This is a genomic window from Anaerolineae bacterium, from assembly GCA_014360855.1.
Classification (GTDB): Bacteria; Chloroflexota; Anaerolineae; order JACIWP01; family JACIWP01; genus JACIWP01.
Map to the genome: position 1 here is coordinate 1 of JACIWP010000007.1, position 24,318 is coordinate 24,318.

Below are 24,318 nucleotides of genomic sequence, written 5' to 3' on the forward strand. Positions count from 1 at the left end.
AAGAGGACATCTGCGTGCTGGAAAGCGGCGATACCCTGCCCCATCCAGACGCCATCGAGCGCATGGTCAGCATGTTCGCCGACCCGAAGGTGGGCATGACCGGCGCCCAGAAAGTGGCGGTCAATACCCCGGATCACATCGTGGACTACCTCTCGCATCTGCGCCTGAAGATGGAGCATCAGCTCTGCATGGAAATCCCCCGCCTGGGAGAGCTGATTGCCTTCCGCAAAGTGTTCGACACCATCCCGCCGGATGTGGCGATGGATGAGGCGTTTGTGGAGGCGCTGGTGATCCAACGGGGCCTGCAGGTGCGCTATGCGCCGGACGCTATTGTCTACAACATGGGGCCAACCACCGTGAGGGACTTCATCAAACAGCGCCGGCGCAATTACGCCGGCCACCTCCACCTCAAGAAGAAGTACGGCTACCGCGTCTCCAGCCTAGATACCAAGCGCGTCCTGCGCATCGCCCTGGGCGAAATATGGGGCGCCATCCGCCTGCTCTACGTCCTCTTCGCCCTGGCCAGCCTGGAGGCCATTTCCCGCCTCCTCGGCGCCTATGACTACTACGTCCGGCACGAGCGCCACGTGGTGTGGGACATGGCCTGGAGCACCAAGCCGGTGGCCATCGAGAAGCAGAAGAACCCGCGCGTTGGGAGCGCCGGCTCTCTGCCCGAACCGCCGATCTCCACCTCGGAGAAGATGCCGTCATGAGGGACCGCCTGATGACACTGCTGAAGGTAGCCATCAGCCTCGGGCTGATCGGCTACCTTCTGCTCTTCAAAGTGGACCTGGCACAGGTCGGCCGCGCCATCGCCGGCGCGAACCTGCTCTATTTCCTGTTGGCCCTGGCCCTCTATTTCCTGGCCATCGCGGTCGGCTGTTATAAATGGCAGATCCTCCTGCGCGCCCAGGGGCTTGCGGTGCCGCTGTCCCATCTTCTCTCGTTCACCTTCGTGGGGCTGTTCTTCGGCAATTTCCTGCTCCCCATGGTCGCCGGCGATGTGGTGCGCGGCTACGGCCTGGCGCGCGATACGGAAAAGGCCGCCGAAGCCGCCATCTCCGTGCTGGTGGACAAGCTGGTGGGAATGTCCGCCTTCATCACCGCCGGCGCCCTGCTGAGCCTGTACGCGGTCTGGGGAATGGGCCGTTCTGATCTGCAGGGCGTGGCCCTGGTCGCCGGCGCGGCATTCCTTGCCTTCCTGGTGGGCTTCGCTGTCCTGCTCAGCCGGCGCCTGCGGGCCCTGCTCGAACGGCTGTTCAGCCTGTCCTTCCTGCGCCGGCTGGCACCGGTGTATCAGCGCCTCTCCAGCGCCGTGCAGGCCTATCGGGATAACCCCGGCCGGCTGGCCCAGGCCTTCCTCATCTCCTTGGTGGTCCTGCTCATCACCAACATCGTGAACTGGCTGTTGGCAGAGGCGGTGGGGGCCGGCATCCCGCTCATGTATATCTTTGTTTTTAACCCGCTGGTGGCCTTCGCTCCCATCCTGATCCCCTCCATCGGCGGGCTGGGAGTCAATCAGGGCGCCTATGATCTCCTCTACGCCACCCTGGGGCGCACCACCTCCAGCGAGCTGGCCGTCACCTTCTCGCTGGTGATGCAGAGCATCATTTACCTCTCCAGCCTGCCGGGGGGCGTGCTGTGGCTCATCCGGCGCCGGCCGGCCCGCCGCTCCCTGGCCCAACAACCCTGAAAGTCAGGTGCCCATGGACATGTCATCCGATGTGCCGGCCATTGACCCGTTCGAGGTCCAGCGCGTCTTGGCAGAGGACCAGGACCTGCGCTCCCTGCGCCAGCGCTTCCCCTCCCTGGAGGAACGCAATTACGTGCTGGTAATGAACGGCCCTGACCCATCCTATTTCGACGAGTTGTGCAAGGGGCCGGCCAAAGGCCGGCGCGGGGAGGTAGTGCTGGTCGTCTGTCACGCCGATGGCACCGTTTGGCTGCATGCCAAGCCCTTCTACCCCGCCGGCATCTACCGCCTGCCCAGCGGCGGCATCCATCTGGGCGAGAGCGCCTGGGAAGCGGCACAGCGCGAACTGTGGGAAGAGCTGGGCCTGAAGGGCGAGCCGGCGCAGTGCCTGGGCCTACTGCGCTATGAGATGTTCCGCAGGGGGCGCTCCCTGCACTTCTCGTCCTTTGTGTTCCGCTTCGATGCCGGCACGGCGGAACCCCATCCCCAGGACCGCTCGGAGCACATCTCCAGTTTCCAACGGGTGCCGCCGGCGGAACTGGCGAAAGTGGCCCGTGCGCTGACGGATCTGCGCGGGCAGTGGCAGGACTGGGGGAATTTCCGCGCGGCCGTCCATGAGTTCGTGCATGAAATCTGGTCGCGGGCGTCCGCCTGGCCCCGGGGATAATAGTTGACGGTTTCCCTGAAATGATTACAATGGGAGGAAAGGCCGGCCACTCAGGTAAGCCGGCCCTTTCTATGGCAGGCGAGAGGGGCACATGCAGGTTCAACACTATCACGACGTCGGCACATTCGATATCCTGCGTCCTGAATGGAATCATCTGGTCTCCACCAGCTCCACCAACGAGGTCTTCCTGACCATCGAGTGGCAGGAGTCCTGGTGGCGGCATTTGGGAGAGGGCGAGCTGTGGGTCACGACCGTGCGGGACCCCGCCGGCGCGCTCCTCGCCATCTTCCCCTGCCATGTGCTCGAGGCCAACGGCCGGCGGATACTGCGCTTCATCGGCTGTGTCGAGGTGACCGATTACCTTGACCTCATCCTGGCGAAGGGGCATGAGGAGGCCCTGCTCCCGCTCTTCGTCGAATGTCTGCTGGGGCCGGCCGCGCCGCCGTGGGATAAGGTCGAGCTGTGCAATATCCCACAGGCATCCGCCACCCTGCGGCTTCTGCCGGAGCTGGCCGGCGCGGCCGGCCTCTCGGTGGATGTCCGCCAGAGGGATGTCTGCCCCGTAATCCCCCTGCCGACGAGCTGGGAAGCATACCTGATGATGCTGGACAAGAAACAGCGGCATGAGATCCGCCGCAAACTGCGCCGGGCGCAGGGCGAGGCAGTGCTGGAATGGTATATCGTCGGGCCGGCGCACGATTTCGAGCGGGAGCTGGACATCTTCATAGAACTGCACCGCAAGAGCCGGCCGGATAAGCATGCCTTTATGACGCCGCGCACCGAGGCCTTCTTCCGCGCCATGGCGCGCGCCTTGTTCGATGCCGGCTGGCTCCAGCTCAGCCATCTGATGCTGGACGGCCGGCATGAGGCCTCCATGCTCTCCTTCGACTATGATAACGCCGTTCTGCTGTACAACTCGGGGTTCGACCCCGAGGGTCACCCGCATCTCAGCCCGGGCAATGTGCTGATCGCCCTCTGCATCCAGCATGCCATCGAACTGGGCCGGCGCGAGTTTGACTTCTTGCGCGGCGACGAGGAATATAAGTACCGTTTCGGCGCCCGCGATACCTATGTGTACCAGATCGAGATGGAGCGTCGTTGAAGCCATGGAACCTCTGCGTGTGTGCATGTTGAGCGTGCATACCTGCCCGCTGGCCACATTGGGCGGCAAAGAGACGGGCGGCATGAATGTCTATGTGCGCGACCTATCGCGCGAGCTGGGCCGGCGCGGCTACCAGGTGGATGTCTTCACCCGCCTGCAGAACCCGGACCGCCCGCGGGTCACCGACCGCCTGGGGTATGGTGCCCGCGTGATTCACGTCAAGGCCGGCCCGCCGGCGCCGTACAACAAATATGCCCTGTACGATCATCTGGACGAGTTCATTGCCGGCGTGGATGCCTTCGCGCGCCAGGAAGGCATCCGCTATGACATCATCCACAGCCATTACTGGCTGTCCGGCAAGGTGGCCATCTGCTTGCGCGAGCGGTGGGGCGTGCCCTTCATCCAGATGTTTCATACGCTGGGGCATATGAAGAACAGCGTTGCCCAACGGCCGGAGGAGTATGAGCCGGAGCGCCGGCTGATCGTGGAAACGGAACTCATGCGGGAGGCTGACGCGCTGGTGGCCGCCACGCCGCTGGAGAAGGCCCAGATGACCTGGCTGTACGGCGCTGACCCGACCCGTATCCATGTCATCCCATGCGGTGTGGACACGGAGCAGTTCTATCCCCAGCCGCGGCAGTGGGCCAAGAGCTGTCTGGGATTGTCCCAGCACCAGCGCATGATCCTGTTCGTCGGGCGCATTGAACCGCTGAAAGGCATTGACACGCTCCTGCACGCCGTGGCAGTGCTGATCCAGCGCCGGCCGGAATGGGCGGAAGACCTTGTAGTGACCATTGTGGGAGGCGACCCGGACCAGCCGCCTGAAAAAATGGACGCGGAGATGGCCCGCCTGCACGCCCTGCGCGCCGAGCTGGGCATCGCGAACGTGGTCACCTTCCGGGGTGCGCAGGCGCAGGATATCCTGCCCTGCTACTACTCCGCCGCCGAGGTGGTGGTTGTGCCGTCTCATTACGAATCGTTCGGCATGGTGGCGCTGGAGGCCATGGCCTGCGGCACGCCGGTCATCGCTTCGAAGGTCGGTGGGATGGCCTTCACCGTCCAGGACGGCGTGACCGGCTTCCATATCCCGTACCGCGATCACCAGGCCCTGGCGGAGCGGCTGGAGCAGATCCTGCTGGACCCTGCGCTTCAGGCGCGCCTGGGCCGGCAGGCCGTCGAATGGGCCCGCCAGTACAGTTGGTCGCGCATTGCCGACCAGATCACGGCGCTGTACGCCGAGGTGCGGCGGGAGGCGCTCCCAGCACGCCGGCGCACGGCTTCCTCCCGGGGACTCGCCTGCTCATCCTAAACTTCATCGCTGTTCGAGGTTGTGTATGGAAGGGGACAATCTGCGCGTGCTTTTCATCGCGGCGCATCCGGACGATGTGGAGCTTTCCTGCGGCGGCACGGCGGCCAAATGGGCCAGAGCCGGCCGCGAGCTGATTTACGTGGTCTGCACCAACGGCGACAAGGGCACCCATGACCGCGGTCTTTCCCCGTTCCGCCTGGCGGAACTGCGCGAGGAAGAACAGCGCCAGGCGGCGGCACGCATCGGCGCCAAAGAGGTGGTTTTCCTGCGGCATCCCGACGGGGAGCTGGAGGCCTGCCCTAACCTGCGGATGGAACTGGCCATGCTCATCCGCCATTTCCGCCCCCAGGTCATCTTCACCCACGACCCCTGGCGGCGCTACCAGATTCATCCCGACCACCGTGCCGCCGGCCTGGCCGCCTGCGACGCCATTGTCCTGGCCCGCGACCATCTCTTTGTGCCCGTGTTAGAAGTCGTCGGGCTTCCGCCCTTTGCACCGCTGGAGCTGTACCTGTGGGGCACTGACGACCCGGATTACTTCGAGGACATCAGCGAGACCCTGCAGGATAAGCTGGATGCGGTGGCCTGCCATCAGACCCAACTGGCGCAGATGCCCGACTGGCAGGAGCGCGTGCGCCAGTGGGCGGCCGATGTGGGCGCCAAGGCCGGCACCGCCTACGCCGAGGGCTTTCACCGCATCATCTTCCGGCCGGCGGAGCATGTCTTCCCACGCAACGCCGAGCTGCCGGCCGATGCCAGGAAGTCATAGCGGCCATGCTCCCGCTCGGACACCTCGCCTTCACCTGGGGCACACTGCACGCCCTTCAGCGCGCCGGCAAATTCCCGGACGCCGATTACCGGCTGGCCGCCCTGGCCGCGCTGGCACCGGATGTGCTCGACAAGCCGCTGGCCATGTTCGTCCTCCGGCGCTCCAACGCCGCCCTGCTCTTCGGGCACACCTTGTTGATGCACGCGCTGGTATGGCTGGCCGCCGGCCGGAAGCGCCGGCAGTGGCTGCCCTATTTGCTGGCCTTCTCCGGTCACCTGCTGGAGGACCGCATCTGGGGCTTCCCGCAGACCTTTCTGTGGCCCCTGCGCGGCCCATCCTTCCACCAGTGGCGGCATGTGGGATCGCCGGCGGCCTTCCTGGACGCCTACCGCCAGGTGGTGCGCCAGGAGCCGAAGCTGGTGATCTTCGAACTGCTGGGGCTGGTTATCCTGATCTGGACCATCGTGGAGCGCGGGTGGTATCGGCCGGCGCGGCTGATCCAGCTCCTGTGGGAGGGAAGGTAATATGCGGGTGATTGCCGGCAGTGCCAAGGGCCGTAAGCTGGAATCGGTTCCCGGCACGTCCACCCGGCCCATCACCGACCGGGTCAAGGAGGCGCTGTTCAACATCCTGGGAGCCTCCATCGAAGGGGCGCGCTTCCTCGATCTGTTCGCCGGCACGGGCGCCGTCGGCATCGAGGCTTTGAGCCGCGGCGCGGCGCGCGCTGTGTTCTGCGAACGCGATCGGCTGGCCCTGCGCACCATCGGCCATAACCTGCAGGCCACTGGCTTGGCCGACCGGGCGCGAGTGGTGGCCGGCGATGCCTTCCGCTTCCTCAGGAACCCGGGCGATGAGCGCTTCGACTTCGTGTATATTGCCCCGCCGCAGTATAAGGGCATCTGGATCCGTGCCCTGCAGGCGGTGGACGAAGGGGATGTGCTGGCCCCCGGCGGCATTGCCATCGTCCAGATCCACCCCAAGGAGCGCCAGGACGTGCCCCTGCGCCGGCTCCGCCTGTTCGACGAACGGCGCTACGGCAGTACGCTTCTGCTGTTCTATCGTCTGGCAGAGGGGAAAGCCAATCAGATGGAGGCGGCGCCGGCCGCCGAGGGCCAGGCCGGCTGAAGGCCCTACTCGCCCAGGATATCCCGATACACCTTGCACTGCCAGCCGGTGTGCCGCTGACAGGCCTCCGCCGGCGGAGCGGCCTCCTCGCCGGCCTGACGGAGCAGGCGGTATAAAAGGCACAACGGCAGTCCCATCACGCTGGCATAACAGCCCCGCACCGCTTCCACCGGCCGAAAGCCGGCGTGCTGGATGGCGTAGGCGCCGGCCTTGTCCATGGGGTCCCCGCCGGCCACATATTCCTCCATTTCCGCATCGGAGTAGGGACGCATCCACACCTCGGTAACATCACAGGCAGTAAGCTCCTGGCCGCCGGCGGCGTCCAGCACCGTCACCGCGGTCATGACCTGATGGGGTCGGCCGCGCAGAGCGCGAAGCATCTCCCGCGCCTCGGCCGGCGATCCCGGTTTTCCCAGGATGTGTCCGTCCAGCACCACAATAGTATCGCAGGCGATGACCAGGCCGCTGGCCGCTTTTTGCGCCGCGGCGCGCGCCTTGGCCCGGCTGAGCGCCTGCACAAACTCCTCCGCCGGCGCATCTCCGTGATTGGTCTCGTCAATATCCGCCGGCAGTACCTCGAACGGCCGGCCGAACAGGGAAAGCAGTTCGCGCCGGCGTGGAGATGCCGAAGCCAGAATCCATCGTCGTTTCGTCATGTTTCATCGCCAGGACAAAGATGTGCCGGGAAGGATAGCCCTCCCCGGCACATATCGCGAACGCGAATGGACCGCCAGGTTACTTGCTGGCGCCGGCCTTGGAGGCCAGCGGCTCGCCTTCCAGCGCCTCGTCGGCACCGTAGTCCGCCGGCCGCTTGCTCATGGAGATGGCCCAGGCGATGACGGCCAGCAGGATGATCATGATGACCCACATCAGCGGCGGTGTGGTCTTGTAGCGCACCACGATGGGCGCGATGATGAGGCTGACCAGGTTGATGACCTTGATGAGCGGGTTGAGGGCCGGACCGGAGGTGTCCTTCAACGGGTCACCCACCGTGTCGCCCACCACGCTGGCCTTATGCGCCTCGGAGCCTTTGCCGCCGTAGAGGCCGTCCTCGATGAGCTTCTTGGCGTTGTCCCAGGCACCGCCGGCGTTCGCCATGAAGACCGCCAGGAGCTGGCCGGAGAGGATGACGCCCACCAGGAAGCTCCCTAAGGCCTCGGCCTTCAGCAGGAAGCCCACCACAATGGGGATGAGCACCACCAGGATGCCGACCGGGATCAGCTCACGCTGGGCAGCGCGGGTGGAGATTTCCACTGTGCGGGCATAGTCCGCCTTGACCTTGCCTTCCAGCACGCCGGGGATGCGGAACTGCCGGCGCACTTCCGCCACCATGCCGCCGGCGGCGCGCGCCACCGCCTTCACCAGCAGACTGCCGAACAGCACCGGCACCGCACCACCGATGAGCAAGCCAATGAACACGATCGGGCTGGCAATGTTGATGACATCGCCGAAGGTGGGGTCCACCAGCTTGATGTCGGTGAAGAAGGAGCCGAACAGCGAGACCGCGGCGATGACGGCCGAGCCGATGGCCACGCCCTTGGTGATGGCCTTGGTGGTGTTGCCGACGGCATCCAGATCGGTCATGATGCGGCGAGCCTTCTCGTCCATCTTGGCCATTTCGCCAATGCCGTTGGCATTATCGGAGATGGGGCCGAAGGAGTCCATGGAGACCAGGTTGCCGGCGTGGGTCAGCCAGCCGATGCCGATGAGGGACACGCCGTACAGCACGTACTGCACGCCCAGGGACTGGTAGGTGATGACCGAGACCAGGATGGCAGCGGCGATGGCCAGGATCGCCCAGACGCTGGACTCATAGCCCACCGCCAGACCGGTGAGAATGGTCGTAGCGGGGCCAAAGCGGGTGCTCTTGGCGATCTCCTGCACCGCCGACGACTCCTTGGCGGTGAACATGGCCGTCAGGCGGTTGACGATGACGTTGAAGATGACGCCGGCGGAGACCATGATGGCCGGCCGCAGGTCATGCATGTAGAACCAGGAGAGCAGGGAAGAACTGACGATGGTGATGACCGAGGAGACCTCGTAGGCGATCTCCATGCTGTGCCATGCGTCGCCCTTGGCCACCGTGCGCTCCCAAACGGGGACGGAGAAGGTACCGATCATGGAGCTGATGACGCCGATGGCGCGCACCATCAGCGGGAAGATGATCCAGTGCACATCGCCGGTGATGCGCATCAGCGCCAGACCCAGGATCAGGGCCGAGACGATGGTCACCTCGTAGGACTCGAAGATGTCGGCGGCCATGCCGGCGCAGTCCCCCACGTTGTCCCCCACCTGGTCTGCGATGGAGGCCGGGTTGCGGGGGTCATCCTCTTCCAGACCCTGTTCGACTTTGCCCACCAGGTCAGCACCCACATCCGCGGCTTTGGTATAGATGCCGCCGCCCACGCGCATGAACAGAGCCAGGAGGGTGCCGCCAAAGCCGAAGCCCAGCAGGGCGTCTGGCGCCGCCTTGCCAAAGATGATGAAGATGGTGGTGCCACCCAGCAGGCCCAGGCCGTCGGTCAGCATGCCTGTGATGGTGCCCGAGCGGTAGGCAATGCGCAGAGCATCACCAAAATCCCGCATGGAAGCCGCGGCCACGCGGATATTCCCCTCGATGGCCATGCGCATGCCCAACTGGCCTACCAGCAGGGAGAAGGTGGCGCCCAGAATGAAGGCCGCCGCACGCCCGATGGCGATGTAGAGATGGGCTTTGTCGCCGAACATCTCCCTGGCTTCGGGCGTCGGCTGGGCGATCCAGACGCTGGCGAAGAGGACGAAGACCAGCACGCCGATGAAGGGGAGAATGGTGCGCAACTGCCGGCCCAGATACGCCTCCGCCCCCTCCTTGATGGCGAGCCAGACCTTCTGCATGGCCTCTGTGCCCTTGTCGTTGGACAGGACGTCATTGCGCAGCCAGAGCGCGTACAGCAGGGATAGGATGGCAACGCCAATGACGCTCCAGACGCCTGCGAATTCCAAGGTGGTCAGATGTAGTTCATACATACCCCTTGATGCTCCTCCTTACGCATAAATTTTGGACAACTGCAGGGCCGGCTGGCATTACAAGCCTGTATAATTATGATTTGCGGTTTACGCAAATTCACTCATGCTTCAGCCCAGGGCGGCAGGCCGGCCGGCACCGGATAGCGCCGCAGGAAGCCTACCGGCGGGAATGGATCGCCGATGAGCGGGCGGACATAGTCCAAAAAGGCCGGCGTGACGTCATGGTCATTGGCATTCAGGTACGCATCCGGCAGCAAACGCTCGACGCCGGCGACCTTGTCCAGGTCCGCCAGGCCGGTGCGGCAGTGATAGGCCGGCCCCTCTTCCCGCTCCAGCGTGACCATCTTGCCGCTGATGTCCTGCAGTACGGCGCGCACCGCCTCCTGGCCGACGCGAAACGCTTCCTCCCGATCTACATGCGAAACCAGGGCCGAGGAGGAACGCTGCATGGTGTCCGGCTTCTCGAAGCGGGCTTTCAGCCGCAGTCGTTCCGACACTTTCTCCGCCAGGATAGCACTGACACCGCCCAGTTGTCGGTGACCGAAGGCATCCACCGCTTCCACCGCGGTTCCGAGCAGTTCCCCCTGCGGGTTGCGTACCCCCTCCGATAAGGCAACCACCGCATAGCCGTACTGCCGGTAAACTGTTTCCACGTCTTCGAGGAATTGCTCCAGGGTGACGGGGCGCTCCGGGACATAGATGAGATGAGGAGCGCCGTCCGGCGTGCTCTCACGCGCCAGGGCGGCGGAGGCGGTCAGCCAGCCGGCATGCCGGCCCATGATCTCCACGATCTTGACCGGCGTGGACAGCTTCCCCGACCAACTGTCAATACAGGTATCGCGCACGGTAACTGCTACGAAACGGGCGGCACTGCCGTAGCCCGGACAGTGGTCCGTGTACGCCAGGTCATTGTCCACGGTCTTCGGCACGCCCACCACCAGCAGTTCATAGCCGCTATGTTCCGCCAATCGCGACAGCTTGTACGCGGAGTCCATGGAATCGTTGCCACCGATGAGGCAGAGGTAATGCACGTCGTGGGCTTTGAGCACGGCCAGGATGCGGTCGTAATGGGCATCGGTGAGCTTCAGCCGGCTGGTGCCCAGTGCCGCGCCCGGCGTTTGCAGTACCAGCTTCCAGACGGCCGGCTCCTCCTGAGTCAGGTCCACCAAGGTCTCGCGCAGGATGCCCAGCGTCCCATCGAGCGCGCCGAGGACGCGGTCAAAGCGCCCGGACTCGATGGCAGTCTGCACGACGCCGGCCAGGCTGGCGTTGATGACCGCTGTGGGGCCTCCTGACTGTGCTACCAGCAGATTACCCGCCATACGGGTTGCTCCCCGCCCTGCGCATCAGGCAGAGCCAAGTGACACATTAATTGTACGCATCCGCTTCTTACGCTCCAAATTTCGTCAGACGGCCGGCGTTGGCCAGCGCCAGGGGCATCAGGTCCGTGGCAGGAAATACGCCCAGCCCACCCTGGGAGCAGGCCGTTTCCCCGAACTCGCGCACGGCGTCCGCCCGACAAACCCGCGACCAGAGGATCGTCGGGACGGGATGCCAGCTATGGCTCCGAAGGAGCGCCGGCGTGGAATGGTCCCCGGTGATGATAACCACATCCGGGTTCAGGGCCATGATATCGGGTATCAGGGTATCCACATGTTCGATAATCTCGACTTTGCGCTGGAAATCGCCGTCCTCGCCGGCGCTGTCGGTCTTCTTCACATGCACGTAGAAGAAGTCGAAATCGGCCCAATGCCGGCGCAGAGCGGCAACCTCATCCTCCAGGGTCTCCCCGCCGACTTCGAGCACCGTCATGCCGACCAGCCGGCTGACGCCGCGGTACATGGGATAGGTGGCGATGGCGGCGGCGCGCAGTCCATAGACCTCGGACATGGGCGGCAGGCCGGGGTTTTTGGCCAGGCCGCGCAGGGTGAGCATGTTGGCCGGCCTCTCGCCGGCCAGGATTTTCGCCGCCTCCGCGATCCAGGTGTTCAGCAGTTGGGCCGTGCGCTCGGCGTCCGGGCTGAGCGCCGTCACCGGCAGGGGCTTCTTGCCCACCTGCTGGGGGTCGGTCTCGGTCAATTTGTCCGACAATCCCTTGCCCCGCAGGACCAGCACGAAGCGGTAATCCTTGACCGGCTCGACGAAGACCTCGACGTCGGGGAGCCGGATCGCTCGCAGTTTTTCCACCAGTTCGGCGCATTTCTCGGTAGGAATGCGGCCGGCGCGCCGGTCCGTGATGCGCCCCTCTTCATCCACCGTGCAGAAGTTGCCGCGCGCCGCCAGGTCGTCCGGGCCCAGCTCGAAGCCGATGCCCAGCGCCTCCAGCACGCCGCGCCCGATCTCGTAGCGGAAGGGGTCATAGCCAAACAGGGCCAGGTGGGACGGGCCGCTACCGGGGGTGATGCCGGCGGCCACCGGGACGCTGAGGCCGCAGATGCCCTCGCTGGCCAGCCGGTCCATGTTCGGCGTGCGGGCGGTCTCCAGCTCGGTCTTTCCGCCGGCCTGGAGCGGAAGGCCTCCCAGCCCATCCATCACCAGCATGACGATCTTCGTTTCCGCCGGGACATGCAGTTCCCGCAGTACCTCAAAACTCACCATAGCGTGTGCTCCTCGATGCAGTCCGCAGTTTGTCAGTCTGGCCGCGCGTAAGAAGGGGCAAATCATACGCCGCCGTACGATTTGCCCCTTTGCGTCAGTTCACGTCGTTGTTGCGGAAAACCTGGAGAACGGCAAGCTGTGACCGCCTTAGCGGATAGCGCGTTCGGTCTGCGGGTCGAAGAAGTGGGCGTTGTGCATGTTGACCACTAGTTCGACCTGGTCGCCGGCGCGGGCCGGGGTGCGCGGGTCCACGCGGGCGATGAAGCTCCGCTTGCCGGTCAGCAGGTACAGGAAAATCTCGTTGCCCATCAGCTCGGTGACGTCCACGTCGGCCTTCATGCTCGCTTCAAAGATGCCGGGCGGGATGTAGGGCTTGGCGAAGATGTCCTCGGGCCGGATGCCGAAGATAACCTCCTTGCCCTTGTACGGCCGCAGGGCATTGGCCTTTTCTTCCGGGATAGGCAGACGGTAGGTGCCGCCGTCCACGAACAGCTTGCCGTCCACATCGACGATGGTGGCGTCGAAGAAGTTCATGGAGGGGCTACCGATGAAGCCGGCCACGAAGACGTTGTCCGGGGCCTCGTACAGGCGCTGGGGGGTATCCACCTGTTGGAGGATACCATCCCGCATCACCGCGATGCGGGTGCCCATGGTCATGGCCTCGACCTGGTCATGGGTGACGTAGATGAAGGTGGTGCCGAGGCGCTGATGCAGTTTGGAAAGCTCGGCGCGGGTCTGGACGCGCAGTTTGGCATCCAGGTTGGAGAGGGGCTCGTCCAGCAGGAAGACCGCCGGCTCCCGCACAATGGCGCGGCCCAGCGCCACACGCTGCCGCTGGCCGCCGGAAAGCTGTTTGGGCTTGCGATCGAGCAGGTTTTCGATGCCCAGCATGGCGGCGGCCTCTTTCACCCGCCGGTCAATCTCCGCCTTGGGGACCTTGCGCAGTTTCAGGCCGAAGGCCATGTTGTCGTACACGCTCATGTGCGGATAGAGCGCGTAGCTCTGGAAGACCATGGCGATGTTGCGGTCCTTGGGCGGGACGTCATTGACCACGCGGTCGCCGATGAGGATGTTGCCGGAGGTGATTTCCTCCAGGCCGGCCAGCAGGCGCAGAGATGTCGTCTTCCCACAGCCAGAAGGGCCGACAAAGACGAGAAACTCCCCGTCCTCGATATGGACACACAGGTCATTAACCGCTATCACGTCGCCGAAGCGCTTGGTCACATGATCATACGTGACACTGGCCATCTGTCACATTCTCCGTTTGATAGTATTTGTAAGATGCAAAAATACGGCGCGCCAGTCCATTCTGGGGATTTTCGCTCGGGGACAGAACTGTTCGGTCAGCTAACGCCGGCGCTGCGCGCCCTCTGCCGGCGAGCCGGGCATACGCCAAAACCGCTCCCCAGAGCGCCCACCCAATTCCATCGTGGATGATAGACGTGACGATTTTGTCCCGCGGGCTGATCGCCGAACAGGGCAGGAAGCTGGAGCCGTGGAGGCAGAGATGCAGGGCCAATGGGTCGGACGCGATCAGGCCCCTTTCGGCTGCACCTCCTTTCTGGTGATGAAAAGCACGAACCGCTACCAGCATTCCTATTATAACATATTTCGGCGGATGCGCCAAACGGAGCGCGAGGCGCGGGGACACAACGGCGCGGCGGAGAGTAACCGATATTACTTGACAGTTTTGCTAAACAAGGTGTATACTATGTTGGCCGGCAAAAATCGGCATATCAACAAATGGAGGTGCATCATGGCGGAGGTCACGTTGAAGGTCCCCAATATCAGTTGTCACCACTGCATCATGACCATCACGCGCGAGCTGAAGCAGTTGCCGGCCGTGCGCAAGGTCGAAGGAAACGTGGAGACCAAAGAGATACGGGTTGAGTTCGAGGGGGAGGCCCTCGACACCATCAAGCAGACGTTGGCGGAGATCGGCTATCCGGCGGAGGGGTGATCTCCGTCACAAGGGGAATGCCCATGGAAGGAACAGAGGTCCAGAAGAAGCAGGCCGCCATTCCAGTGCTGGGGATGACCTGTGCCAACTGCGCCATCACGATCGAGCGCAATCTGAAGCGCACCGCCGGCGTCGAAACCGCCAGCGTCAACTTCGCCCTGGAACGCGCCCAGGTGGTGTATGACCCGGCCAGCGTGGATACGCGGCTCCTGGTTCAGCGCGTGCGCGATGCCGGCTATGACGTGGCCACCGGCCTGGTGACCCTGCCGGTGCAGGGCATGTCGGACGCCGGCTCTGCCGCAAAGGTGGAGGAACTGCTCGCGCGGCTGGACGGGGTGCTGGAGGTGCAAGCAGACGCGTCGGCCGGCCAGGTCCAGGTGCGCTATATCCCCGGCCTGGCCGCCATCAGCACCATGAAACGGGTGCTGGAGGAGGCCGGCTACCGCCTGCCCTCGACCGCGGCGCTGGAAGAGGCCGCCGAGGATGTGGAAAGCCAGGCACGCCAACAGGAGATCGAGCGCCAGCGCCGCCTGCTCATCATCGGCCTGATTTTCACCGTGCCGGTGTTTCTGCTCAGCATCCTGCCGGACCTCGGGCTTCTGCCCGATTTCGCCGCCCGGAAATATATCCTGCTGGCACTGACCATCCCGGTGCAGTTCTACGTGGGCCGGCAGTTCTATGCCGGCGCCTACCGCTCCCTGCGCGCCGGCAGTGCCAACATGGACGTGCTCATCGCCCTGGGCTCCAGCGCGGCGTTCCTCTACAGCCTGGCCACCACCTTCCTCATCCCCGGCCATGTCTACTACGACACCGCGGCCGTCATCATCACCCTGATTGTGCTGGGCAAGTTCCTGGAGGCGCGCGCCAAGGGACATACCTCGGAGGCGATCCGCCGGCTCATGGACCTGCGCCCGAAAACCGCCCGCCTCCTGCGCGACGGCGAGGAGGTGGAAATCCCCGCTTCCCAGGTGCAGGTGGGCGATTGGGTCGTGGTGCGGCCGGGAGAGCGCATCCCGGTGGACGGCATCGTGGTGGAGGGCCAGTCAGCGGTGGACGAGTCCATGCTGACCGGCGAGAGCCTGCCGGTGCAGAAGGGTGTGGGCGCCGAGGTCATCGGCGGGACGGTGAACCGGGAGGGCCGGCTGGTAGTCGAAGCGACCCGCGTCGGCGCCGAGACGGCGCTGGCGAACATCGTCCGGCTGGTCCAGCAGGCGCAGGGCACCAAAGCTCCTGTCCAGCACCTGGCCGACCGGGTGGCGGCCGTGTTTGTGCCGGTGGTCGTCGCCATCGCCGTGCTTACCTTCGCCGGCTGGATGCTGGCCGGCGCCGGCTTCACCCGCGCCTTCTTCACCATGGTGGCGGTGCTGGTCATCGCCTGCCCCTGCGCGCTCGGCCTGGCCACCCCTACCGCCGTCATGGTCGGCACGGGAAAGGGCGCCCAAATGGGCGTGCTCATCAAGTCCGGGGAGGCGCTGGAACGGCTGGCGAAGCTGGACGCGGTGGTGCTGGACAAGACCGGCACCATCACCCTGGGCCGGCCGGCGGTGACCGACATCCTGCCAATTTCTGAGAACGGTGCGGACGCGGAGGAACTGCTCTCCCTGGCCGCGAGCGTTGAGCAGAACAGCGAGCATCCCGTGGGACAGGCGGTGGTGGCGCGCGCCCGCGAGGAAATGCTCCCCCTGCGAAAGCCGGACACCTTCTCCGCGGTGCCGGGGCGCGGCGTCATTGCCTCGTTCGACGGCAGTACGGTGATGATCGGTTCGCCGGCCTATCTGGAGGGCGAGGGCATTGACCTAAGGCCGGCGCGTGGGCTTCTGGAAACGCTCGAGAGCCAGGGCAAGACCGCCATCGTGGCAGCGCGCGATCGGCAGGTATTGGGAGTCATCGGCATCGCTGATACCATTCGCCCAGAAGCGCCGGAGGTCATCCGGAAACTGCGGGAGGCCGGCATCGAACCCATCATGCTGACCGGTGACAATGCCCGCACCGCTCGTGCTGTGGCCCAACAGGTCGGCATCGAGAGGGTACTGGCGGAGGTCCTGCCGGCGCAGAAATCGGAGGCCGTCCGCCAGTTGCAGGCGCAAGGGTTGAAGGTCGCCATGGTGGGCGATGGGGTGAACGATGCGCCGGCGCTGGCGCAGGCCGATGTCGGCATCGCCATGGGCTCCGGCACCGATATCGCCATGGAGGCCGGCGATGTGACGTTGATGGCCGGCAATCTGCAAGCCCTGTGGCGGGCGATACTGCTGGCGCGGCGCACCATGCGCACCATCCAGCAGAACCTGTTCTGGGCCTTCTTCTACAACACCATCCTGATCCCGGTGGCGGCGCTGGGCCTCGTCAATCCCATGCTGGCCGCCGGCGCCATGGCCTTCAGCTCCATCTTTGTGGTGACCAACAGCCTACGCCTGCGGCGCGCCCGCATCGCCGAATAAAAACAAAGCTCCTGCGGGTCTCTCCTCGCAGGGGCTTTTTGTACGGGCTAAATATCCAGATTGCGCACCTTTTTGGCGTGCGTCTGGATGAAGCGGGTGCGGGGCGGCACACTGCTCCCCATCAACATGTCAAGGTGCGGTCCGCCGCCGCCGCATCCTCGATGGTCACCTGCAGCAAGATGCGGTTCTCGGGGTTCATGGTAGTCTCCCAGAGCTGTTCCGGGTTCATCTCCCCCAGACCTTTATAGCGCTGGATGGTGATGTTCTTACCCTTGAGCTGTTTGACCAGCGCCTCTTTCTCCGCCTCAGAGTAGGCGTAGTATTTCTCCTTGCCGGCGGTGATGAGGTAGAGCGGCGGCTGGGCGATGTACAGGTGGCCGTTGGTGATGAGCGGCTCCATGTAGCGGAAGAACAGGGTCAGCAAAAGGGTGCGGATGTGCGAGCCGTCCACGTCCGCATCGGTCATGATGATGATGCGACCGTAGCGCAGATTCTTGAGGTCGAACTGGTCGCCGACGCCGGCGCCAATGGCGGTGATGAGCGCCCGCACCTCCTTATTGTCCAGGATTTTGTCCAGGCGCGCCTTCTCGACGTTGAGGATTTTGCCGCGCAGAGGCAGGATGGCCTGGAAGCGGCGGTCGCGTCCCTGCTTGGCGGAGCCGCCGGCGGAATCCCCCTCCACGATGTACAGCTCCGTCTTCATCGGGTCGCGCTCGGAGCAGTCGGCCAGCTTGCCCGGCAGGGTCATGCTCTCCAGGGCGCTCTTGCGGATGACCAGATCGCGCGCCTTGCGGGCGGCCTCGCGTGCCCGCGCCGAGGTCAAGCACTTTTGGATAATGGCGCGGGCGGCCTGCGGGTTCTCCTCCAGGAAGGCGGAGAAGGCCTCACCGATGACCGATTCGACCTGTCCCTTGACCTCGGCGTTGCCCAGCTTGGCCTTGGTCTGGGACTCGAACTGCGGGTCCGTCAGCTTCACGCTGAGGATGGCGGTCAGGCCCTCCCGCACGTCATCGCCGGTGAAGTTGGCGTCGGAATCCTTCAGCAGACCGTTGCGCCGGCCGTAATCGTTCAGCGTGCGCGTCAGCGCGGCGCGGAAGCCGGTGACGTGGGTGCCGCCGTCCACCGTGTTGATGTTGTTGGCAAAGGCGAACATGGATTCCGCGAAGCCGTCCGTATATTGGATGGCGGCCTCGACTTCCGTGCCGTTAATCTGCCGGCAGACGTAGAAAGGTTCGTGGAGCACCTTGCGGTTTTTGTTCAGGAAGCGCACGAAAGAGGCCACCCCGCCCTCGAAGTAAAAGCTCTTCTCCACCGGCAGGCCCTCGCCGCGCTCGTCGCGGAAGTAAATGAAGAGGCCGCGCGTCAGGAACGCCATCTCGCGGAAGCGCTGGGCCAGGGTATCGAAGCGGTAGTCCAGCGATTTGAAGATGGTGCGGTCCGGCAGGAAGGTGATGGTGGTGCCGGTGCCTTCCGCCGGCCCCAGCTCCTCCACCGGCGTGACCGGCACGCCGCGCTCGTAGCGCTGGCGGTAGAGCCGGCCGTCGCGCCGCACCTCGGCCACCAGCCATTCCGACAGCGCGTTCACAGCCGATACGCCCACGCCGTGCAGGCCGGAGGCAACCTTGTACCCTCCACTGCCGAACTTGCCGCCGGCATGCAGCATGGTCATCACCACCTCCAGCGCCGATTTGCCGGTCTGGGGGTGGATGTCCACCGGGATACCGCGGCCGTTATCCTCGACGGTGACCGAGTTATCGGCATGGATGATGATATTGATGCGGTTGCAGGCGCCGGCCAGTGCCTCGTCCACGGCATTGTCCACCACCTCATAGACCAGGTGGTGCAGGCCGCGCACATCGGTGGAGCCGATGTACATACCTGGGCGCCGGCGTACCGCCTCCAACCCTTCCAGCACCTGAATGGCACTGGCGTCGTAGGTCTGCGATGTCTGATCCGTCACAAACCCTCTCCTTCGTCGTTATTATTATCCTGGTTTTGCGGGGGAAACTGGCCCTCCTGCCATCGGCGCCAGGCCAGCAGAGCGGCCTGCTGTTGGGTCTGCCAGCGCTTGAACCGATCCAGATAGAAAATGAAGCTGGCAGCCACCAGACCGGTGCTGATAAAGGCGTTGGCCAGGATGGCGAAAGCCGTCCCCCACGGGGAAAATGTCAACTGCTTCCAGATGAGCGACATGCCCACGCTGATGACCTGGATCAAGATGATCAAGCCCAGCGCCGGCCAGAAATTGCGCAGTACCACGTTGGCGCTGTTCCACATGGCCCGCAGGATGTGCGCACCGTTGAGGACGATGGAATCCACGGCGAAAAAGAGATACACCGCCATCCATACGCCCACAGCGAGCATCAGTAAGGAAAACAAGTTCAACGTAGCCATGCCCACCGATGGGTTCACCAGCGCCAGCAGGCCGCCCAACAGCATGAGCGGCACACTGAACATCAAGGCGACCAGCAGGATGATGAGCAGGAAGAGCAGGAGCTGTGCCCAGGTGGAGAGCACCAGCCGGCCGAAAGGCCTGCGGGGCGCTCCCGGCTCAAACTCCTGGAGCACCGCACTGCCGACGCCGACCACGTATACGCTGGACAGCAGGACGCCCACTACCACTAGGGCGAACGCCAGCCCCAAGGCCTGCAGGGCCGTGCCCACCTGGATGACGCCGGCGGTGATGGGCGCGGCCAATCCGCCGGGCGCCACGGCCGCGATCAGGCTCGGGATGCCCGGAATGCCCCAGGCCAGCAGAATCCACAGGTTGGCCCGTGCGAGCTGGTCCAGCAGATATTGGATTTGCTGTAGCGCGCCGGCCGCTTCCTGGCCGAGTTGAGCCGGCGGATTGATGGCCACGGAAAGGTCCCGCACCACACCCGCCACCCCTAACCGCGGCCCCATCCATAGGAACAGGTCCAGCAAGACCGGGATCGCCAGGAGCCACCAGCGGCGCGCAATGACGCGATAACCGGCCGACAGGGTATCAATGACGCCCATAATCTTCTGCGCTCCTTTCCCATCTCATTATTGTACCACAAAAGGGGAGGAAAGGGAAAAGCGTCGGCCAGCCTTTCCCGCTTTGGCGCCCGCCCCATGGTATGATATAATGAACATGTTGCCGCCGGCTGTTCCCTGACCAGGCCGGCGCAACACCGGAGGAACTCTTACCAAAGGAGCTGTATCATTCCATGGGCTTGAACTGGAAGCGACCTGCCCTGGGGCTGGGCATTCTGCTACTTCTGCTGGCCGGCCTGGGAATGTCCCTCTTTCCCCTCGCCGGCCGTGCCCAGGGCGAGGCATGGGCGCCGCTGACCCAGGGGCTGTGGGGCGGCGTGATCCGAACGTTGGCGGTTTCCCCCCAATTCGCGCAGGACCGAACCCTCTTCGCCGGCACTGAGGCCGGTGGGGTCTACCGCTCCCTGAACGCCGGCGATTCCTGGAAGGCTGTCAACCAGGGACTGACAGACCTGCACATCCGCTCCATGGCCATCTCGCCGCGCTTTTCCACGGACCGCACCCTGTTTGTCGGCACAGAAAGCGGCCGGCTCTTCCGCTCCACCGATGCCGGCGCTACCTGGCAGGAACTCGCCAGCCCCTCATCCATGCCGCTGACCGCCATCGGGCTGTCCCCGCAGTATCCGACAGACCCTACCATCGTGCTGGGGTTTCTCAACGCCGGCATCTTCGTCTCCTATGACAACGGCGCCCATTGGGTCAACACCATGTGGCACCGCCGGGCGGTGGTCAAGTTCCTTTTCTCGCCGCAGTACGCCAGTGACCGCACCATCTGGGCGGTCATCACCTGGGGCGGCATTTATCGCTCCACCGACGCCGGCGCCACCTGGACCCTGCAGACGGAAGGGCTGGTCAACAACGATTTCACCTCGCTGGTGCTGACGCCGGCGACAGCCGGCCGCACCCTCATCGCCAGCACCCAGCATCACGGTCTGTACCGCTCGGTCAATGAGGGGAATACCTGGGAGCCTATGCCGGCCGGCGGGCTGGATACCTGGGCCGTGCGGGACCTGGCTATCTCACCAGGCTTTGGACAGGGTGTCGACCGCCGGCTCTATGCCGCCACCTGGAAAGGGGTATACGCCTCCACGGACGGCGGGGCATCCTGGACCAGCCTGAGCAACGGCATCAGCGAGACGCTGGACAGCATCAACGTCCTGGCCATTTCGCCGAATTTCTCCGTGGACAACACGCTGTTCGCCGGCAGTGAGGGGGGAGGCGTCTTTAAAACCACCACGGCGGCGGCGCGCTGGGCGCCGGCCAGCACCGGCCTGGCCAACGTCAGCGTGGGCAGTATCGCTCTGGCGCCGAATTACGCCTCCAGCCCCCTGATCATGGTGGGCAGTGATCATTCCGGCCTGTTTCGTTCGTCGAATGCCGGCGCGTCCTGGTCCCAACTCATCTCTGCGGAAATGGGGGCGGAGATCAGCGTCGTGGCATTCTCCCCCTCCTTCGCCTCCGACCGGCTCATCCTGGTGGGCACGCCGGAGCGCGGGCTGTTCCGCTCGACCGATGCCGGCACTACCTGGTCGCCGGCCAATGCCGGCCTGGAGAACCTGAGCATCGCGGACATCGCCTTCGCGCCGGACTTTGCGGCGACGCGCTGTATCCTGGTGGCCACTGCCGGCGGCATCTTCCGCTCGACCGATGCCGGCGAACATTGGATGCGGAGCGGCAGTGGCCCGAGCATGGTCACGAAGCTGGTCTTCTCGCCGGCGTACAGCCGCGACCGCACCGTCTTCGCCGCCACCCAGTTCTCCGGCCTCTACAAGTCCACGGACGGCGGATGGACATGGAACACACCGGGACAGGCGGGTTCGCTGGTGGGCCTGAACACCGTGGCCGTTTCCCCGCGCTATGAGGTGGATAACACGCTCTTCGCCGGCGGCGAAAGCCCCATCGGCCTGCGCAAGTCCATGGACGGCGGGAATTCGTGGGTGAATGTGAGCCCCTTCCCCGGGGCCGCCGTGCGGGCGCTGGTGCTGGCGCCGGACTGGCCGGCCGGTCCGCTGTACGTTGGCACCAATGCCGGCGTATACGTCAGCCGCAACGGCGGCGTGAGCTGGCAAAACATCAGCGATTCCGCTTGGCAGGGGGTGTCCGTCGGAGCGCTGGCCCTGGCGCCGAATTATCCCGCCAACCCGGTGCTCCTGGCCGGGACGCGCGGCCTGGGGATATGGCAGTATTACCCCGGCCTGCCGGCCGGCAGTCCCACGCCGACCGCGACCTGGACGCCGAGCGCGACCGCCAGCCCGACGCCGACCATGACCTTTACGCCGACGGCGACCCAGCCGGCGTCCCCCACCCCGACCGCCACCGCCACGGCGACCGCCACCAGTTCGTCGACGCCATCCCTGCCGCCGCGTGCCTGGCTGCCCATCTTGGGCCGGGGTGAATAACAAAAAGCCCGCCGGCCGGCGGGCTTTTTGCTGGTAGCGCATGGGGGATTCGAACCCCCGATCTTCGCCTTGAGAGGGCGATGTCCTAGGCCGCTAGACGAATGCGCCATATCGTTACAGACAAAATATAACCAAGCAGGGGCAATTTGTCAAATCGAGGCACTGCTTGCGCCAAGCGGGGAGGGATTGCCTTATCCCCCGGTCCCCCACGCCGGCAAGAAAGGGGAATATCAACTTACATCGGACAGCCAGTAGGGAAATATCCGGCCGGGAGGCCGCTTGAGGAAACCCACCATGAGCACATCAGAATGCGTACAGGGGTATCTCGACACCCTCGAACACCAGGTGCTGGACCTGGATGAGATTCCCGAGGAACAGCGCCGGCATTTGCTCTCCCTGCTACACCTGCTCCGCCAGCAGGTTATATCCCTCTCGCAAAGGGAGCAAGCCTATTACACCATATTGAAATCCTGTGAGGACCTGGCCGCGTTCGAGGACGTGGATGAGGTCATCCTTTCCACCCTGGAGCGCGCTGTCGAGCTGACGAAAGCGGAGCGCGGCTTCTGCATCCTGGCCGGCCGGCAGGGTGAGCCGGCATGCACAGTCTCCCACCGCTACCCACCAGAAGCCGCGGACCGCAAACAGCCCAGCGAGACGATCGTGCGCCACGTCCTCGAAGGAGGCCGGCCGCTCCGCACCACCAACGCCGAGCATGACCCTCGCTTCCAGGATTCCGTCAGTATCACCAGCTATCATATCCGCTCGGTACTGTGCGCGCCGCTGTCCCTCAAGGACGAAATCCTGGGTGCGCTGTACCTGGACACGCGCCAGCGGGTGCGGCAGTTCAGCGAGGTGGACCTGCAAACCCTGGAAGCCATGGCTTCCCAGGCTTCCGTGGCCATTGCCCTGGCGCGGCTGATCTCCGAACTGCGTACGCAGAACGAGCGGCTGGAGAAAACCCTGCGCGAACTGGATAGGACCAGGCATGAGCTGACCAAGGCAGAACGCCTCTCCATGCTGGGACAGGTGACCGCCGGCATCGTCCATGACCTGCGCGGCCCCATGAATACGATCAAGGGATATGCCGGCCTGCTGAGCAACGGCGAACCAGGCCCGGGAGAGCGCCGGCAGTTGACCGGCTACATCCTGCAGGCGGTGGACCGCCTGAATTCCATGTGCCAGGAACTGCTGGATTTCGCCCGCGGTGAGGTGACCCTTACTCCCCGCATCGTGTACGTGCCGGAGTTCATGGAACGACTGCGCATCCTGCTCCAGCCGGAATGGGAGATGCGCGGCCTGCATCTGGAGATGGAAACAGGCTATATCGGGCCGGCGGTATTCGATGAAGGTCGGCTGACGCGTGCCCTGATGAACATTGCCAACAACGCCCGTGATGTCCTGAGGCCTGGCGGGATCCTGCGCATCGGCATGCGCGTCGCGGAGAGTGGGCTCGAATTTCGCCTGAGCGACAATGGGCCTGGCATACCGCCGGCCCTGCGCGAGCGGCTGTTCGAACCCTTCGTCACCTTTGGCAAACGTGAGGGGACGGGCCTCGGCCTGGCCATCGCCCGCAAGATTGTCGAGGACCACGGCGGCACCATCCGATTGGATGAAAGCTGTACCAACGGCGCCGCGTTCATCATCACCCTGCCCCTGGAATGCATCCCACCGGAGGAGCGGCCGCGCCGCTGAACCTTAAGCCGGCCCCCGCCATCCTCTTTTAACCTCATATATTGTCAAGTGTACGCGGCTGTTTCTCGCCGGCCGGCTGTACGGCGCACAGCCGGTCCTTTCATACCCTTCGCCTATATATGGGCATCTCTTGCCCCAAACCACCGTATATAGTAGCATGCGCGGCCGAAGTTCGCCGGCGTGTTAACCCACAGCCCACCTTCGTCCCTTAATACTGGTTATGGTCAAATATCGGGATGTCTTTGCGCCGTGTCGAGGGGAGCGCCGGCGGAGACATGCGCAATATCGAGAGAAAAAAGGAGCATAATGGAGCAAATAACAAGGTTTCGAAGCATTTTTCGCCAATAATCCATGAAATTGCCCGAATTCCTCAGGAAAAATCCGCACACTGGCCAACAGGCCTGTTAACCCGAGGCCGGCAAAGCCCGCTTTACGTGGTTTATCGTCAAGCACAGAGGGTGCTCGCAGGGCATAAATAGGGGGCCGCCGGCATGCACAACATGCCGCGCTGGCCCCCTTTCCCCATCCGAAAATGCCCTAAA

General features: G+C 64.4%; 18 protein-coding genes, 1 tRNA gene and 1 pseudogene. 12 read left to right on the forward strand and 8 right to left on the reverse strand.

The window, feature by feature from the left end:
* The 8 genes from H5T60_00795 to rsmD all read left to right on the forward strand — a co-directional run.
* Positions 1-713, forward strand: a 713-nt coding sequence (locus H5T60_00795) for a glycosyltransferase family 2 protein (GenBank protein MBC7240970.1), incomplete at its 5' end; no start/stop codon positions are given.
* Between the two features lie 11 nt (positions 714-724).
* Positions 725-1,693: a flippase-like domain-containing protein gene (locus H5T60_00800; protein MBC7240971.1), complete on the forward strand. Its 969-nt coding sequence runs from the start codon at positions 725-727 to the stop codon at positions 1,691-1,693.
* Between the two features lie 13 nt (positions 1,694-1,706).
* Positions 1,707-2,360, forward strand: a complete 654-nt coding sequence (locus H5T60_00805) for an NUDIX hydrolase (protein ID MBC7240972.1) — start codon at positions 1,707-1,709, stop codon at positions 2,358-2,360.
* 91 nt (positions 2,361-2,451) lie between these two features.
* The gene (locus H5T60_00810; protein MBC7240973.1) at positions 2,452-3,462 is read left to right on the forward strand and encodes a GNAT family N-acetyltransferase; all 1,011 of its coding nucleotides are present in this window, start codon (positions 2,452-2,454) and stop codon (positions 3,460-3,462) included.
* Positions 3,463-3,475: 13 nt separating this feature from the next.
* Complete coding sequence (locus tag H5T60_00815; protein MBC7240974.1) at positions 3,476-4,771, forward strand: glycosyltransferase; 1,296 nt, start codon at positions 3,476-3,478, stop codon at positions 4,769-4,771.
* 25 nt (positions 4,772-4,796) lie between these two features.
* Positions 4,797-5,540 (forward strand): PIG-L family deacetylase, encoded by a 744-nt coding sequence (locus H5T60_00820; protein MBC7240975.1) that lies wholly within the window; start codon positions 4,797-4,799, stop codon positions 5,538-5,540.
* A 5-nt stretch (positions 5,541-5,545) separates the two neighbouring features.
* Complete coding sequence (locus H5T60_00825) at positions 5,546-6,064, forward strand: hypothetical protein (protein MBC7240976.1); 519 nt, start codon at positions 5,546-5,548, stop codon at positions 6,062-6,064.
* Position 6,065: 1 nt separating this feature from the next.
* On the forward strand, positions 6,066-6,665 hold the full coding sequence (gene rsmD / locus H5T60_00830) for a 16S rRNA (guanine(966)-N(2))-methyltransferase RsmD (GenBank protein MBC7240977.1): 600 nt from the start codon (positions 6,066-6,068) through the stop codon (positions 6,663-6,665).
* A gap of 5 nt (positions 6,666-6,670) precedes the next feature.
* Here the strand turns inward: rsmD and maf are convergent, their stop codons facing one another.
* From maf to H5T60_00855, 5 genes are all read right to left on the reverse strand, one after another.
* A complete protein-coding gene (gene maf / locus H5T60_00835) occupies positions 6,671-7,321 on the reverse strand; it encodes a septum formation protein Maf (GenBank protein ID MBC7240978.1) in 651 nt (216 codons plus the stop codon).
* A 79-nt stretch (positions 7,322-7,400) separates the two neighbouring features.
* Positions 7,401-9,671: a sodium-translocating pyrophosphatase gene (locus H5T60_00840; protein MBC7240979.1), complete on the reverse strand. Its 2,271-nt coding sequence runs from the start codon at positions 9,669-9,671 to the stop codon at positions 7,401-7,403.
* A 101-nt stretch (positions 9,672-9,772) separates the two neighbouring features.
* Entirely contained in the window at positions 9,773-10,993 is a 1,221-nt protein-coding gene (locus H5T60_00845) for a 6-phosphofructokinase (GenBank protein ID MBC7240980.1), read from the reverse strand.
* A 67-nt stretch (positions 10,994-11,060) separates the two neighbouring features.
* Positions 11,061-12,269 (reverse strand): 2,3-bisphosphoglycerate-independent phosphoglycerate mutase, encoded by a 1,209-nt coding sequence (locus tag H5T60_00850; GenBank protein ID MBC7240981.1) that lies wholly within the window; start codon positions 12,267-12,269, stop codon positions 11,061-11,063.
* 147 nt (positions 12,270-12,416) lie between these two features.
* The gene (locus H5T60_00855; GenBank protein ID MBC7240982.1) at positions 12,417-13,517 is read right to left on the reverse strand and encodes an ABC transporter ATP-binding protein; all 1,101 of its coding nucleotides are present in this window, start codon (positions 13,515-13,517) and stop codon (positions 12,417-12,419) included.
* Between the two features lie 508 nt (positions 13,518-14,025).
* On the opposite strand from H5T60_00855, the gene H5T60_00860 reads away from it, so the two are divergent.
* Together H5T60_00860 and H5T60_00865 are read left to right on the forward strand one after the other, a co-directional pair.
* Positions 14,026-14,229, forward strand: coding sequence for a heavy-metal-associated domain-containing protein (locus H5T60_00860; protein ID MBC7240983.1), 204 nt, complete (start codon positions 14,026-14,028; stop codon positions 14,227-14,229).
* 23 nt (positions 14,230-14,252) lie between these two features.
* Positions 14,253-16,667 (forward strand): copper-translocating P-type ATPase, encoded by a 2,415-nt coding sequence (locus H5T60_00865; GenBank protein MBC7240984.1) that lies wholly within the window; start codon positions 14,253-14,255, stop codon positions 16,665-16,667.
* A 47-nt stretch (positions 16,668-16,714) separates the two neighbouring features.
* Here H5T60_00865 and gyrB read toward each other — a convergent pair.
* Positions 16,715-18,627 (reverse strand): annotated as a pseudogene (gene gyrB / locus H5T60_00870) (DNA topoisomerase (ATP-hydrolyzing) subunit B).
* Entirely contained in the window at positions 18,624-19,667 is a 1,044-nt protein-coding gene (locus H5T60_00875) for a hypothetical protein (protein ID MBC7240985.1), read from the reverse strand. Before H5T60_00875 ends, gyrB begins: the two are co-directional and overlap by 4 nt.
* A 191-nt stretch (positions 19,668-19,858) precedes the next feature.
* Between H5T60_00875 and H5T60_00880 the strand changes: the two genes are divergently transcribed.
* Positions 19,859-22,084 carry a hypothetical protein gene (locus tag H5T60_00880; protein MBC7240986.1) on the forward strand — a complete coding sequence of 742 codons (2,226 nt, stop codon included), beginning with the start codon at positions 19,859-19,861 and terminating at the stop codon, positions 22,082-22,084.
* A gap of 31 nt (positions 22,085-22,115) precedes the next feature.
* On the opposite strand, the gene H5T60_00885 is transcribed toward H5T60_00880, so the two are convergent.
* Positions 22,116-22,192 (reverse strand) — tRNA-Glu (locus H5T60_00885).
* Between the two features lie 186 nt (positions 22,193-22,378).
* Here H5T60_00885 and H5T60_00890 point away from each other — a divergent pair.
* Positions 22,379-23,776 carry a GAF domain-containing sensor histidine kinase gene (locus tag H5T60_00890; protein ID MBC7240987.1) on the forward strand — a complete coding sequence of 466 codons (1,398 nt, stop codon included), beginning with the start codon at positions 22,379-22,381 and terminating at the stop codon, positions 23,774-23,776.
* The last annotated feature ends 542 nt before the right edge of the window (positions 23,777-24,318 follow it).

Coding starts and splice junctions, on each gene's coding strand:
- H5T60_00800 (MBC7240971.1), top strand. CDS start 725: ATGACACTGCTGAAGGTAGCCATCAGCCTCGGGCTGATCGGCTACCTT.
- H5T60_00805 (MBC7240972.1), top strand. CDS start 1,707: ATGGACATGTCATCCGATGTGCCGGCCATTGACCCGTTCGAGGTCCAG.
- H5T60_00810 (MBC7240973.1), top strand. CDS start 2,452: ATGCAGGTTCAACACTATCACGACGTCGGCACATTCGATATCCTGCGT.
- H5T60_00820 (MBC7240975.1), top strand. CDS start 4,797: ATGGAAGGGGACAATCTGCGCGTGCTTTTCATCGCGGCGCATCCGGAC.
- H5T60_00825 (MBC7240976.1), top strand. CDS start 5,546: ATGCTCCCGCTCGGACACCTCGCCTTCACCTGGGGCACACTGCACGCC.
- rsmD (MBC7240977.1), top strand. CDS start 6,066: ATGCGGGTGATTGCCGGCAGTGCCAAGGGCCGTAAGCTGGAATCGGTT.
- maf (MBC7240978.1), bottom strand. CDS start 7,321: ATGACGAAACGACGATGGATTCTGGCTTCGGCATCTCCACGCCGGCGC.
- H5T60_00840 (MBC7240979.1), bottom strand. CDS start 9,671: ATGTATGAACTACATCTGACCACCTTGGAATTCGCAGGCGTCTGGAGC.
- H5T60_00845 (MBC7240980.1), bottom strand. CDS start 10,993: ATGGCGGGTAATCTGCTGGTAGCACAGTCAGGAGGCCCCACAGCGGTC.
- H5T60_00850 (MBC7240981.1), bottom strand. CDS start 12,269: ATGGTGAGTTTTGAGGTACTGCGGGAACTGCATGTCCCGGCGGAAACG.
- H5T60_00855 (MBC7240982.1), bottom strand. CDS start 13,517: ATGGCCAGTGTCACGTATGATCATGTGACCAAGCGCTTCGGCGACGTG.
- H5T60_00860 (MBC7240983.1), top strand. CDS start 14,026: ATGGCGGAGGTCACGTTGAAGGTCCCCAATATCAGTTGTCACCACTGC.
- H5T60_00865 (MBC7240984.1), top strand. CDS start 14,253: ATGGAAGGAACAGAGGTCCAGAAGAAGCAGGCCGCCATTCCAGTGCTG.
- H5T60_00875 (MBC7240985.1), bottom strand. CDS start 19,667: ATGGGCGTCATTGATACCCTGTCGGCCGGTTATCGCGTCATTGCGCGC.
- H5T60_00880 (MBC7240986.1), top strand. CDS start 19,859: ATGGGCTTGAACTGGAAGCGACCTGCCCTGGGGCTGGGCATTCTGCTA.
- H5T60_00890 (MBC7240987.1), top strand. CDS start 22,379: ATGAGCACATCAGAATGCGTACAGGGGTATCTCGACACCCTCGAACAC.